Origin of the sequence: Kribbella sp. VKM Ac-2566, assembly GCF_004366005.1 — a bacterium.
GTDB classification, from domain to species: Bacteria; Actinomycetota; Actinomycetes; order Propionibacteriales; family Kribbellaceae; genus Kribbella; species Kribbella pratensis.
Genome location: NZ_SODT01000014.1, coordinates 611,360 through 625,027, shown reverse-complemented (window position 1 = coordinate 625,027; position 13,668 = coordinate 611,360). Strand labels below are relative to the sequence as shown.

The window sequence follows — 13,668 nt, the reverse complement described above, 5'->3', positions numbered from 1 at the left end:
CGGCACAACAACCTGCCAGCCGCGCAAGCTAGACGACGGCACCTCGGTCGGGCTGGGCGTCACGGTCTACCTGGGTGCGCTTGGGGCGGGGTGGAGGGGCCGGGTAGCGGCGTTCGAGTTCCAGGAGCAAAGGTGCTGCGGTGAGGTTGGAGGAGTAGGTGCCGACGACGATGCCCAGGAGCAGTGCCAGGGAGAAGTCGGCGAGGGAGTCGCCGCCGAGGAACAGCAGCGCGGCGAGGATGAACAGGGTCGAGATACCGGTGTTGATGGTTCGTGGCAGGACGTTCACGATCGCAGTGTCGATCGTCGTGCCGAGGTTGTCGGTGGCCCGGGCGCTGCGGGTCTCGCGGATCCGGTCGAAGACGACCACCGAGTCGTTCACCGTGTAGCCGATGACGGTCAGGATCGCGGCCAGGAAGATGCCGTCGATCGGCCTCCCGGTCCAGGCGAACACACCGACCACGACCGCGACGTTCTGCAGCAGCGCGAGAACAGCGCCGGCGCCGAACGTCCAGCGGAACCGCGCGGCCAGGTACGCCAACTGGGCGAGCAGGGCGATGCCGAGGGCGATCAGGCCCTTGTTCCGCAGTTCCTCACCGAGCGACGGCCCGATGCTCTCGTTGCGGATCACCTCGGCGTCGCCGCCGATCCGGGCCAGCGACTCCTTGATCTTCACCGCTTCGTCGTCGCTGATCGTGCCGGTCCGCACGGTGATGTCGTCGGTCCCGGACGCCTGCACGACCGCGGTCGGGTACCCGGCCTCGGCGACGGCGGCGCGCGCCTGGTCCGGCGTGACGCGTTGCGCCGTACTGACCTCGATCAGCCGGCCGCCGGTGAACTCGATGCCGAGGTTCAGGCCGCGGACGGCGACGCCCGCGACGCTCACGATGATCGCGACGGCGGTGATGACGAGCCAACGGCGGCTGTGCTTCATCAGTGCCGGCTGCCGGGCTTCCAGCCAGGTCCGGACCCGGCCGTGGCCGGCGATCCCGCTCAGGCCCGGGCGGCGCAGGACGAATCCACGCGACACGACGAACTCGGCGAGGACGCGGGTCACCACGAGGGCCGACAGCATCGACGCGATCACACCGATCGAGAGCGTGACGCCGAACCCGCGGACGGGCCCCGCGGCCAGGACGAACAGCAGGCCGGCCGCCAGGAGCGTGGTGATGTTGGAGTCGGCGATCGCGGACAGCGCGTTCTGGAAGCCACTGCGCAGCGATCTGCGCAGGCCGTCGGTGCGGCCGGCGATGAAGTCCTCGCGGGCGCGCTCGAACACCAGGACGTTCGCGTCGACCGCCATCCCGATCGCGAGCACGAATCCGGCCAGGCCGGGCAGGGTGAGGGTGGCTCCGAGCGCGGTGAGTGCGGCGTACGACATCGCGGCGTACCCGACCAGGCCGATGACCGCCATCAGGCCGACGAGGCGGTAGACCACGATGATGAAGAGCGCTGTCAGCGCGAGGCCGATGATCGCGGCGAGCGCGCTGGCCTGGATCGCGTCCTGGCCGAGCGACGGCCCGACCGTGCGCTGGTCGATCACCTCGACCGGCACGGGCAGAGCGCCACCGGAGATCAGCGCGGCCAGGTCCTTCGCGCCCGCCTCGGTGAAGGAGCCGGAGATCGTGGTGCTGCCGCCGGCGATGCCGATCTTGCAGAGCTGGTTGCCGCCGTTCGGGTCCACCTGCGGCGAGCTGATGACCTCGTTGTCGAGGACGATCGCGATCAGCCGCTGCGGGGTGCCGACCGGGTTGCAGGCGGCCTTGCCGGTGATGTTCGCCCAGATCTTGCCGCCGTCGCCCTTGAAGTTCATCTCGACGAACCAGCCCTGCGCGACCTGCTGCGGGTCGAGCCGGCCCTCGGCGCCGCTGACCAGTTCGCCGGTCATCGCGGGTTTGGCGAGCCGCAGGAGGCCTTGGCCGCCCTCGGGCGGCAGGTAGGTCTCCCCCGCCGCGGGCTTGGCCGGCTTGGCCGCGACCTGGTCGAGCACCTCGTGGAACGTGAGCTGTGCGGTCTTGCCGATCACCTTGGCGGCCTCGCGCGGGTCCTGGACGCCGGGCAGCTCGACGATGATCCGGTTCTCGCCCTGGCGGGTGACGTTCGGCTCGCTGACGCCGAGCGCGTCGATCCGCCGGTGCAAAACCTGGGTGGCCTTGTCAGTGGTCTCCTTGGTCGCCTTGACCGTCGGCGAGTCCTTCGCCTGGAGGACGATCTGCGTTCCGCCGCGCAGGTCGAGACCGAGCTGTGGTTTCGCCGTCAGCGTGACGTACGTCGACGCCGCCAGGATCAGGAAGGCGAGAAGTGCACGGACAAGGGACGACCGGTTCACCGAATCCTCCGGAGATAGGCACCCGCGGTACAGGTGTCATGACAGAGAGCATCACGCAGACGTGGAACGCCCAGTGTACGAACGCCATCAAGCGACGGATCTGCAGCTCGACAGGAGGTGTCGGCGCGGCCGGAGCATCTTCACGCTTGGCTGGGGCGACGATCGGCCCTTACTTCGGGACACCTCCTGTCGAGCTGCCGATCGAATCACTCGGGCGCGTCGAGGCCGTTTTCTATGGCGTAGCGGACGAGTTCGGCTCGGTTGTGGAGTTGGAGTTTGCGGAGGGTGTTCTGGACGTGGTTCTCGACTGTGCGGTGCGAGAGGACGAGGCGGGTGGCGATCTGTTTGGCCGTGAGGCCGCGGGCGACCAGGCGGAGTACCTCGGTTTCGCGGTCGGTGAGGTGCGGGACCTCGGGGCCGGTCTCGCCCAGGCGGCGGTACTCCCCCAGCAGCAGTCCGGCCAGGCCGGCGCTGAAGATCGCGTCGCCCTCGGCGGTACGGCGTACTGCCTCGTCGAACTCGTCCAGGGACGCCGACTTCACCAGATACCCGGATGCGCCGTTCTTGACCGCCGCGAGTACGTCGTCCTGCTCGGCGCTGGCCGACAGCACCAGGACGCGCGTGTCGGGAAGGGCCGTGGTGATCTCGCGGGTCGCGTCCACCCCCGAGCCGTCGCCGAGTTGCAGGTCCATCACCACCACGTCCGGGCGGGTCGCGAGTGCGATCTTCACCGCGCTCGCGACGTCCGAGGCGGTCGCGCACACGTCGTACCCGCGACTCCCCAGGTCCCGCGCCACACCCTCCCGCCACATCGGGTGATCGTCGACGATCATGATTCGCGTCACGAAACCTCCACCTTCAGCTCCCATTCGGTTCCTTCGCCGGGGGCGGTCCGGACGGTGACGGTGCCGCCCAGGTCGGCGATCCGGCCGCGGATGGACTGGCTGACGCCCAGGTGCCCGTTCACGCGGGCCTGCTCGAGGCGCGCGGACGTCGTACCGACTCCGTCGTCGCGGATCGACACCGCGACTTCCTCGCCGAGGTCCTCGACCACCACCCAGGACCGGGCGTCGGGGCCGGCGTGCTTCGCGACGTTGCTCAGCGCTTCTTTGACCGCGGCAACCAGTTCCTCAGCCGTGGAGGCGGGCAGCAGAACCTGCGCGGCCGGTACGACGACGTCGATCCGGGTCGTGGCCAGCGGCAACAACAGTCCACACAGATCAACGCGATCGCCCGACGCAACGGTCGGGCGGGTGGACATCAAGGTGCGGAGGGCAACTTCCTGTTCGGCGGCCAGCTGCGCCAGTTCGGTCGCTTCGCCGCCGATCGCCGTACCGCGCCGCTGCACCTGGGCCAGGACCTGCAGTACGCCGTCGTGAATCGAGCGACTGAGCCGCAGCCGCTCGGCGGTCGCGCTCTCCGCGGCGATCGCCTCGCGCAGCCGAACGCCCGCCTGCCGGAGGGTCGAGGCGGCGTACCCGACGACCAGACCAGCCACCAGCAGCAGTTGGACGTTGCTGAGGATCTTCGAGGCGTGCTCGACGCCCCGCAGCGACAGCAGTGCCAGGCTGATCGTGGAGGCGCCGAGCAGGCCGCCGTCGCGGCCGCGCGAGATGGCGAGCGCGAGGACCGGCCCGGCCGCCCACACCGAGGTCAGGACAGAGGCGCCGGCGCGGATGTCGAGCAGCGGTTGCGCCCACAAGGTCGCGAACATGCAGCCGACGGTGACGATCAGGTCCGCGAACGCGAGCCGCGTGTTGCGGCGGCCCCAGCGGCGGCTGTAGCCGTACGACGAGATCAGCGTCCAGACCCCCATCACGGCCAGCTGGAGCACCGCGCCGTACGGGCGGACGATGCCGTCCCAGCGCGTCCACACGCCGAAGCACGCGAACGCCCAGGTCAGCAGGCGGAACACGACCAGCGCACGCCACAGCGGCTGCAGCAGGTCGACTGTCTCGCGCTCCACGCGGAACAGTCTGCCAAGCGCCAGGGGTGGAATGCGTGAGCCCTTCTACTCAGAGTGCAGGTTTCCCCGCTCGTTCACAGGAATTCCTCAGTTCCACTTCAGCTGACGCTCATTTCCCCGTACTCTCGCGCAAAACACGCTCGGGGGAGCTACGAACACACTGCGTTATCAGACACGGAGGGGAATCGTGCGCAAGCTACCCGCTGGGCTGTTCAGCCTGGCTTTGGCGGCGACGACCGGGCTCGGCATCGCCGCAGCCACGGCCGGGAACGCCGCCACACCGTCCAAGCAAGGGTCGGCGCCGATCGCAAGTGAGGCCGCACCAGCATCCGACGAGCTGCCCAGCCCGCTCGAGGACAAGCGCCGCGAGCTGCGGCAGGAGGCGCTCACCAAGGTCATCAACGGCCAGGCCAAGCCTGAAAAGCGCAACGGCAGCACGGTCGTCAAGCTCGGCACCAAGGCGGCCGGTACGAAGGGCGTCCTCGGCGCCAAGGCTGTGAAGACCGCCACGGGCCGCGTCGACCAGTACGTCGAGCTCTCCCGGGAGAAGACCGACCGGATCTTCGTGGTACTGGCCGAGTTCGGCAACGAGCGGCACCCGAACTACCCGGACAAGGACCAGGCACCGAACATCCCCGGCCCGGCCACCTTCGAGGGACCGTTGCACAACGCGATCCCGGAGCCGGACCGCTCGGTCGACAACTCCACCGTCTGGCAGGCCGACTACAACCGGCAGCACTTCCAGGACCTGTACTTCGGCAACGGCAACTCGGTGAAGAAGTACTACGAGAAGCAGTCGTCGGGCCGGTACTCGGTGTCCGGCGAGGTCACCGACTGGGTGAAGGTCAAGTACAACGAGGCCCGGTACGGCCGCTCGAACGGCTACCCGTGCACCGGCAACGTCTGCAGCAACACCTGGAACCTGATCCAGGACGCGGTCAACCAGTGGGTCGCCGACCAGAAGGCGGCCGGGCGGACCACGGCGCAGATCACCGCGGACCTGAAGACGTTCGACCAGTGGGACCGTTACGACTTCGACGGTGACGGCAACTTCAACGAGCCGGACGGCTACATCGACCACTTCCAGATCGTGCACGCCGGTGGCGACCAGGCCGACGGCGACCCGCAGCAGGGCGAGGACGCGATCTGGTCGCACCGTTGGTACGCCGGCTTCCCGGGCGGCCCGTCCAACAACCCGGCCGGCGGTGCTCAGGTCGGCGACACCGGCCTCTACGTCGGCGACTACACCATCCAGCCGGAGAACGGCGGCATCAGCGTCTTCGCCCACGAGTACGGGCACGACCTGGGCCTGCCGGACCACTACGACACCTCGGGTGCCGCGGTCGAGAACGGCGTGAACTGGTGGACGATCATGGCGCAGAGCCGGGTCGGCAAGCCGACTGACGGCGGTATCGGCGAGCAGGCGGCCGACTTCGGCGTCTGGGACAAGCTGCAGCTCGGCTGGCTCGACTACGAGATCGTGAATGCGGGCCAGAACAGGACGCTCGAGCTCGGACCGCACGAGTACAACTCGGCCAAGGCGCAGGCCGCGGTCGTCACCTTGCCGAAGAAGCTGGTGACCACGCCGCTGCAGACGCCTCCGGTCGGCAGCAAGTCCTGGTGGAGCGGTGAGGGCGACGAGTTCACCCACACCATGAACCGGCAGGTCGCCGTACCGGCCGGCACCACGACCCTGACGTTCCAGGCGAACTGGGACATCGAGGACTGTGGCCCCGACGCGTGCGACTACGCGTACGTCGAGGTCGACGACGGCACCGGCTACAAGCCGATCGCCGGCTCGATCACCAAGGCGGCCGAGGGCAACGGCATCGACGGCAAGAGCAACGGCTGGGTCCCGGCGACGTTCGACCTGTCCGCGTACCAGGGCAAGACGATCGGCCTGCAGCTGCGCTACACGACCGACGCGAACACCGGTGGCTACGGGTTCTTCGCCGACGACATCAAGGTGAAGTCGGGCTCGACCACGCTGGTCGACTCCGGTGCCGAGGCCACGCCGGAAGGCTGGACCCTGAACGGCTTCAGCTCGGTCGGTGCGACCATCACGACGGCGTACGACAACTACTACCTCGCCTCGAACATCAACTACGTGTCGCACGACCAGTACCTGAAGACCGGGCCGTACAACTTCGGCTGGGCGAGCACCTTGGGCGACAAGGTGGAGCACTTCCCGTACCAGGACGGTCTGCTGGTCTGGTACTGGGACACCTCGCAGCGCGACAACAACACCAACACCCACCCCGGTGCGGGCCTGGTCCTGCCGGTCGACAGCCACCCGGTCCCGATCAACCGGATCGACGGCCAGCTGTGGCGTCCGCGCGTCGGCGGCTACGACGCACCGTTCGGCCTCGAGAAGGCGGACTCGTTCACCCTGCACATCAACGGGCAGGCGAGCTACATCCGCGGGCAGAACGCCGTACCGACCTTCAACGACAGCAAGTCGTACTGGACCGCGGACCAGCCGACGAGCAGCGTCAAGGTCCCGAACAACGGCGTCAACATCAAGGTCGTTTCCAAGACCGGCACCACGATGAAGATCGAGATCTCGAAGCGCAAGTGACCGCATGAGACAGCCCCCGAAGTCCTCGGACTTCGGGGGCTGTTTCGTTGCTCAGGCGACTCAGGCGACTCAGGCGATGGCGTACGGCGTGAGGTCGCCGGCCAGGCCCGGGTGGACCCTGGCGGTCAGGTGGGTGCCTTCGGCGGTGTGTTCGAGTTGCTCGACCGAGCCTTCGGAGTGGATCCGGGAGACCAGGTCGCCACGGTCGTACGGCAGCAGGACCTCGAGCGCCACGAGCGGCTGCGGCAGGGCGCCCTCGAGCAGTTCGCGGAGCTTGTCGATGCCTTCGCCGGTGCGGGCGGACACGACGATCGCGCCCGGCTCGCGGTGCAGGATCGGCGCCAGCGCGAGCGGGTCGGCGGCGTCGGCCTTGTTGATCACGATGATCTCCGGCACGTCGCTCGCGTCGATCTCGGCCAGCACCTCACGGACCGCCTGGATCTGCGCCAGCGGGTCGGGGTGCGACCCGTCGACCACGTGCAGCAGCAGGTCCGCGTCCGCGACCTCCTCCAGCGTCGAACGGAACGCCTCGACGATGTCGTGCGGCAGGTGCCGGACGAACCCGACCGTGTCGGTCAGCGTGTACACGCGGCCGTCAGCAGTCGTCGTACGCCGGGTCGTCGGGTCCAGGGTCGCGAACAGCGCGTCCTCGACCAGCACACCCGCGCCCGTGATCCGATTGAGCAGCGATGACTTGCCGGCGTTGGTGTAGCCCGCGATCGCGACCGACGGGACCAGGTTGCGGCGACGCTCCTGGCGCATCGTCGACCGGGTGCTCTTCATGTTCTTGAGCATCCGGCGGAGCTTCGCGATCTTGGTGTTGATCCGGCGCCGGTCGGTCTCGATCTTGGTCTCACCGGGACCACGGCCGCCGATACCGCCGCCGGCCGCGCCGACGCGTCCACCGGCCTGGCGGGACAGGTTGCCACCCCAACCACGCAGGCGCTGCTTCATGTACTGCAGCTGGGCCAGCTCGACCTGGGCCTTGCCTTCCTTGCTCTTCGCGTGCTGCGCGAAGATGTCCAGGATCAGCGCGGTCCGGTCGACCACCTTGACCTTGAGCCGGTCTTCCAGGTTGCGCAGCTGCGCGGGCGCCAGCTCGCCGTCGGCGATCACGGTGTCCGCGCCGAGCGACGCGACCAGGTTGCGCAGGTCGGCCACCTTGCCGGAACCGATGAAGGTCGCCGGGTCGGGCTTCTTCCGCCGCTGGATCACGCCGTCCAGTACCTCGGAACCGGCGGTCTCGGCGAGCAGCTTCAGCTCGGCCAGCGAATTCTCCGCGTCTTCGGCGCTGCCCTCGGTCCAGACGCCGACCAGCAGCACCCGCTCGAGCAGCAGTTTGCGGTATTCGACCTCGCTGATGTCGGTCAGCTCGGTCGACATACCGACCACGCGCCGGAGCGCCTGGCGCTCCTCGAGCTCGAGGCCCTCGGTGGTCAGTTCGTTGTCATACTCATCGTGACCCGTCAACGAATCGCCGGAGTCATCGCCCTGAGTCAGGTCGGTTTCGACGTCGGTGGTCTCTTCGTATGCGTGTGAATGGGTCGTCATATACCTTCCATGGTGGCACGGGCCTCAAGTACAAGCGACCCGTTTACCAGGAGTCAACGTCCCACGCAGATCTGGGATTCCCGTTCAGGCCGGCAACCAGGCCCGGTCGAACTCGCCGCGAGCGTGCAGAACGGCCGGTCCGGTCAGTTCCAGGTGGTTGTCCGCACGCCACGTCACGCTCACTTCACCGCCCGGTACGCCGACGCGGTACGTCACCGGGCGCTCGTCACGGGCTGCCCGCGCGGCCGCCACGGTCACGGCGCAGGTCCCCGTACCGCACGACCGCGTCTCCCCCGACCCGCGCTCGTGCACCCGCATCTGGACGTCGCGCGGACCACGCCGTACGACGAACTCCACGTTCACCCCGTGCGGGAACGCGTCGGCCGGCGACCAGGTGGGCTGATCGCACAGGTTGCCCGGCTCGTTCAGGCTGTCGACCAAGGCCACGGCGTGCGGGTTGCCCATGTCGACGTGAACAGCGGGCCACTGGTGACCGTTTGCCTCGACCACGATCCCGGCCGCGTCGGGGAGCTTCGGCTCGCCCATGTCGGCGGTCAGCGTGCCGTCGTCGTTCTGCGCGACCTCCTTGACGCCCGCGCGGGTGCCGACCCGGACCGGCTTGCCGTCGATCAGGCCCGCCTCCGCCAGGTACTTCACGAAGACCCGGATGCCGTTCCCGCACATCTCCGCGATCGAACCGTCCGCGTTCCGGTAGTCCATGAACCAGTCGCCGCCGTCCTCGACGTACGACTGCCTGTCGCCCTGGATCACCCGCAGCACACCGTCGGCGCCGAGGCCCGCGTGCCGGTCGCAGAGGAACCGCACCACCGACGCGTCCAGCTCGCCGTGCACGGAACCATCGGGATCGGGCAGGATCACGAAGTCGTTCTCGGTCCCATGCCCCTTCAACCAGGGAAACGTACTCATGCGCAAAGCCTACGGCCCGCGGCGCGACCCGGGGTCGTACGGTTTGGGCATGATCGCGTACTTCTGGGAGCAGGATGACGCCGTCGCGGTCGCGGAACGGCTCGGCGGGGAGGTACGGCGCGGGCGCTTCCACGGCGAGGACGACGACGAGGACCACCCGTGGCTCGTCGTACTGGAAGAAGTTGACCGCGCCGCCCTGGACGCCCTGCTGACCGAGCACGACGGCTGGCTGGAGACCGAGGCCGACGACACCCCCACGGCCCCTCCCCCACTCCCCACCGCCCCCAAGCGCTTCAAGAAGTAGCCGCCGTGCGTTAGAGGCCGATGATGCGCCCGGGGCGGTGGCCGGTTGGTTTGGCGTTGGTGAGGGCCGGTTGGCCGGCTAGTAGGACGTGGTTGATGCCCACGGAGAGTTGCCAAGGGTTGTCGTACGTCGACTTGTCGGCGATCTTGTCGGCGTCCAGGACGGTCAGGTCGGCGATTGCGCCTGGTTTGATGATGCCTCGGTCGGAGAGGCCGAGGCGGGTCGCGGGGAGGGCGGTCATTCGACGGATGGCTTCGGGGAGGGTGAGGGTGCCGCGGTCCCGGGTGTAGTGGCCGAGGACGCGGGGGAACGTGCCGAAGTTGCGAGGATGCGGAAGTCCCGGGCCGGTTGCGTCCATGATCCAGCCGTCGCTGGCGACCGCCGTCCGGGGATGTTCGAGGACGGTCGTCACGTCGTCCTCGCTCATCGCGTGGTTCACGACGCTGACCGCGGCCTGGTGGGACTCGAGGATGCGAAGCACGATCTCGGCGGCGTCCACCCCGTCGCGCTGCGCGATCTCGGTGAGGCTCAGTCCGCGGCTGTCCTCATAGCGGCCGGGTGGAAGGGACGCGATCACGACGGAGTCCGGCGAGAGCAGGTCATCGGCGCGGAGGGCTTCGGCGATCCGAGCGCGTTCGGCCGGGTCGGCGAGTCGGTCGAGCAGAGCGCCACCTGCGAGGGCCCAGGTCGGGAGCCTGGTGGTGAGTGTCGTGCTGGTGGCGGTGTACGGATAGGCGTCCCAGCCGAGGTCGACGTCGTCAACCTGGTCCAGGTGTTCGAGCGCAATGTCGACCAGACCGTAGTTGGATCTGCCAACGGCCTTCAGGTGCGAGATTTCCAGCCGCGCGCCGCCCGCCCGCGCCGCCGCGATCGCCTCGTCCAACGCGGCCGGCAAACCCGCGCCCTCGTTGCGGATGTGAGTCGAGTACATGAGGCCGCATTCGGCAGCGGTGGCGACCAACGCGGCCACCTCTTCGGGTGATGCGTACGCACCCGGCGCGTAGATCAGTCCGGTCGAGAACCCGACCGCACCCTGGTCGGCGGCCGCGCGCAGCAGGTCCTGCATCGTCCGGAGTTCCTCGGGTGACGGCGGCCGTTCCGCGCTGCCCATCGCGGCGATCCGCAGCGTGCAGTGGCCGACCTGCAGCGCCAGGTTCACCGCCGGTTGCAAGGTTGCAGCGAACCCGGCGAGATCGTTCCAGGACCAGTCGTGCTTCGGATCGAGGAACGCCGTACCCGCACGGAGCGTCTCGAGGTCGGTGATCGGGAACGGCGACCAGCCGCAGTTCCCCGCGACCAGCGTGGTGACGCCCTGGGCGAGCTGCGACTCGGCGGCCGGGCTCGCGCCGAGACTGAAATCCGCGTGGGAGTGCAGGTCGACGAACCCTGGTGCCACAATGTTGCCCGTGGCATCGATGACCTCGGCTTCGGCGACCGGCTCACCGGGCGGCAGCACCGCGGTGATGCGCTCGCCCTCGACCAGCACGGTCCCGGGCACCAGTTCGGAACCGGTGCCGTCCGCGATCAGGCCGCCGGTCACTGCCACGCGCATCAAATCACTCCTGTTCTTGTCCGAAGGATTGCTGAGCGACCGTGTTGGCGGCGATCAGTTCGCGGTACACTGCGTGACCCAGTCCGGTTGCCTCGGGCACCTGTACGACGCCTTGGACCGCGACCACGGCGGGTACGACGAGGTCCCGGGCGTAGTACTTCTCCGAGGCGGACACATCCGATGGGAGGGTGAACCCTGGGAGACTGGACAGTGCGACGTTCGCGAGCCGCCCGATGCCGAACTCGTGCATGCCGCCGCACCAGACGGCGATCCCGGCCTGCTGCGCCCGATCGTGCGCCGCACGCGCCACGCCGAGGCCGCCCATCCGCGACACCTTGATATTGAGGACCTGCAGCGCTTCTAACGCCAGCGCGGTCTCCAGATCGTCGACGGTCTCAACACTCTCGTCGAGACAAACCGGCGTACTGATCGTGCGTTGCAGCGCAGCGTGCGTGAGCAGATCCCGGGGCGCGAACGGCTGCTCGATCATCGTCAGCCCGAACTCGTCCAGCTTCCGGACGGCAGTCAGGTCGTCGGCCGTGTAGATCCCGTTCGCGTCCACATGCAGATCAAGCTCGGGGTACGCCGTACGCACAGCACGGACCGGCTCTACGTCCCAGCCCGGAGCGATCTTCAACTTCACCCGCGGATACCCGGCAGTGACCTGACGCTCGACCTCGGTCAGCAGGTCGTCGACCGTCGGCTCGATACCCAGCGAGACACCCGCGACCACCTCGGTCCGCGTACCACCCAGGACGGTTGCCAGCGGCACCGATTGCGTCTCGGCCCACAGGACCCAGGCGGCCATGTCCACGCCGGCCTTGGCGAAGTTGTTGCCGCGGACCTTCGACCACAGTTTGGCCAGCTGGTCAGGGTGCGTCCACGGCCGCCCCAGCACTGCGGGCAGCAGGTACTGCGAGGCGATGTGCCAGCAGGATTCGACCGTTTCCGGCGCGTAGTACGGATCCGAGGACGACGCGATCTCGCCCCAGCCGGTCGCACCCGACGCGTCCTCCAGCTCGACCAGCACGTGATCGAGGTACGTCTTGCGGTGCGAGCTGGTCTGGAACTCGTGCACCAACGGCATCCGCACCCGATGCAGCCGGGCGGCGACGATCTTCAGCTCAGTTGACATACAGGCCCAGCTCCGTGTTCAACCGATCCCGCTCCATCAGCCGTCGGCGCGCGCCCTTCGAGCTCGCCGTGGTCAGCGTCGCGAGCACGTGCAGCACCGATGCGACGACGGTCGGCGAGTCGACGTACGACGCACTCCCGGTCGCGACGTAGATGCACTGGTCGGCGAGCTTCGCCAGCGGCGCGTCCTCGAAGTCCGTGACGGCGACGAGCTCACCACCGGCCTCGACGAACCGCCGGGCGATCTCGACGGTGTCGCGGCGGTATCGGCGGAACGAAAACGCGACCATCAGGTCGTTGGACCGGACGTCGGACAGGACGTCGACACCGCGGACCACGGTGCCGTCGATCAGTGTCACCTGCGAGAGGCCGACGCCGAGGTCGAACGCCAGCAACGACGCGTACGAGTACGACTTCGCCGAGCCGATGATGAAGCGCCGGCGGGCGGCGACGATCCGGGCCGCCGCCTGCGCGATCGACTCGTCGGTGAGGATCTGGTCCAGGGCCTCGTCGATCGAGGCGCGTTCCTGCTCGACCACGCGGCGCTGCAGCAGCGTCGACGATCGGCGTTGCAGTCGAGCGTCGTACCGCTCGTGAGGGCTTGCGAGCTCGCGGTTGTGGGGATCGTCAGGCATGGTCGGCCGGCCCGAAGTAGTAGGCGCCGTTGCCGTCCGGAAGGCGGCGGCACGAGACGGCGACGAGTCCCTTGCCGAGCAGTTCCTCGAACGACCTGCGCAGTTCGCCCGGGTCGGCCGGCACGACCAACTCGGTCAAAGAGTCCGGGGTGGCGGGCTCGTCGCGGGTCAGGTCCCACTCGACGACCACACGATCGGTCCCCGGACCGTACATGTCGGGCGCGAACCAGCGGCCGCGAGCGCCGAGCACGTCGAGGTTGAAGTGCGCGTTGCGGATCTGCGCCGGGTCGTAGGTCCAGCGCATCCGCGACATACCGTGGCTGAGGGCAACTTCGCGCTGGGCGTGCTTGAGCATCCGGCCGAGACCGCGGCCCTGCTGCCCGGCAGCCACCACGGCCGACTGCGAGTAGTGGTAGAAGCCGCGCCGGTCGGTGCCGCAGAAGCCGTACGCGAACGCGACCAGCCGGTCGCTCTCGTCGAGGATGCCGACCACCGAGCCGCCGTTGCTCGCCAGCGCGCCGAGCAGCCGCGGGTTCAGCCCGTACGCCGGGTCGAGGTAGCCGAAGACCTCCCGGTACAGCGCCGAGGCCTCGGCGAACCGGGATGCCGTGGTGAGCGAGACCGCGCGAAAGCTCACCTCAGAGATACGATTCATATCTTGATCCTATCCCCGCGCAATCATTGCTGGTCAA

11 protein-coding genes are annotated in these 13,668 nt (G+C 68.5%); 2 read left to right on the top strand and 9 right to left on the bottom strand.

Annotated features, from left to right (window positions below):
* Positions 1 to 28 precede the first annotated feature (28 nt).
* The 3 genes from secD to macS all read right to left on the bottom strand — a co-directional run bounded on the left by secD (position 29) and on the right by macS (position 4,295).
* The gene (gene secD, locus EV647_RS36905) at positions 29 to 2,329 is read right to left on the bottom strand and encodes a protein translocase subunit SecD (protein ID WP_134011400.1); all 2,301 of its coding nucleotides are present in this window, start codon (positions 2,327 to 2,329) and stop codon (positions 29 to 31) included.
* A 206-nt stretch (positions 2,330 to 2,535) separates the two neighbouring features.
* Positions 2,536 to 3,174, bottom strand: a complete 639-nt coding sequence (locus EV647_RS36900) for a response regulator transcription factor (protein ID WP_238177578.1) — start codon at positions 3,172 to 3,174, stop codon at positions 2,536 to 2,538.
* Positions 3,171 to 4,295, bottom strand: coding sequence for a MacS family sensor histidine kinase (gene macS, locus EV647_RS36895; protein WP_134011396.1), 1,125 nt, complete (start codon positions 4,293 to 4,295; stop codon positions 3,171 to 3,173). The genes EV647_RS36900 and macS overlap by 4 nt, the downstream gene beginning before the upstream one ends.
* Positions 4,296 to 4,482: 187 nt before the next feature.
* Here macS and EV647_RS36890 point away from each other — a divergent pair, with 187 nt between their 5' ends.
* The gene (locus tag EV647_RS36890) at positions 4,483 to 6,873 is read left to right on the top strand and encodes an immune inhibitor A domain-containing protein (protein WP_134011394.1); all 2,391 of its coding nucleotides are present in this window, start codon (positions 4,483 to 4,485) and stop codon (positions 6,871 to 6,873) included.
* Positions 6,874 to 6,942: 69 nt separating this feature from the next.
* On the opposite strand, the gene hflX is transcribed toward EV647_RS36890, so the two are convergent.
* Positions 6,943 to 8,424: a GTPase HflX gene (gene hflX / locus EV647_RS36885; RefSeq protein ID WP_134011392.1), complete on the bottom strand. Its 1,482-nt coding sequence runs from the start codon at positions 8,422 to 8,424 to the stop codon at positions 6,943 to 6,945.
* 84 nt (positions 8,425 to 8,508) lie between these two features.
* Positions 8,509 to 9,351 (bottom strand): diaminopimelate epimerase, encoded by an 843-nt coding sequence (gene dapF, locus EV647_RS36880; RefSeq protein ID WP_134011390.1) that lies wholly within the window; start codon positions 9,349 to 9,351, stop codon positions 8,509 to 8,511.
* Here dapF and EV647_RS36875 point away from each other — a divergent pair.
* Positions 9,350 to 9,655, top strand: a complete 306-nt coding sequence (locus EV647_RS36875; protein WP_238177577.1) for a hypothetical protein — start codon at positions 9,350 to 9,352, stop codon at positions 9,653 to 9,655. The genes dapF and EV647_RS36875 overlap by 2 nt on opposite strands.
* A gap of 10 nt (positions 9,656 to 9,665) precedes the next feature.
* On the opposite strand, the gene EV647_RS36870 is transcribed toward EV647_RS36875, so the two are convergent.
* The 4 genes from EV647_RS36870 to EV647_RS36855 are packed head-to-tail and all read right to left on the bottom strand — an operon-like array spanning position 9,666 to position 13,631.
* Positions 9,666 to 11,207, bottom strand: coding sequence for an amidohydrolase family protein (locus EV647_RS36870; protein ID WP_134011388.1), 1,542 nt, complete (start codon positions 11,205 to 11,207; stop codon positions 9,666 to 9,668).
* A 4-nt stretch (positions 11,208 to 11,211) separates the two neighbouring features.
* Complete coding sequence (gene menC / locus EV647_RS36865; RefSeq protein WP_238177576.1) at positions 11,212 to 12,342, bottom strand: o-succinylbenzoate synthase; 1,131 nt, start codon at positions 12,340 to 12,342, stop codon at positions 11,212 to 11,214.
* Entirely contained in the window at positions 12,332 to 12,976 is a 645-nt protein-coding gene (locus EV647_RS36860; RefSeq protein WP_134011386.1) for a MurR/RpiR family transcriptional regulator, read from the bottom strand. The genes menC and EV647_RS36860 overlap by 11 nt, the downstream gene beginning before the upstream one ends.
* Positions 12,969 to 13,631 (bottom strand): GNAT family N-acetyltransferase, encoded by a 663-nt coding sequence (locus EV647_RS36855; RefSeq protein ID WP_134011384.1) that lies wholly within the window; start codon positions 13,629 to 13,631, stop codon positions 12,969 to 12,971. The genes EV647_RS36860 and EV647_RS36855 overlap by 8 nt, the downstream gene beginning before the upstream one ends.
* Between the last annotated feature and the right edge of the window lie 37 nt (positions 13,632 to 13,668).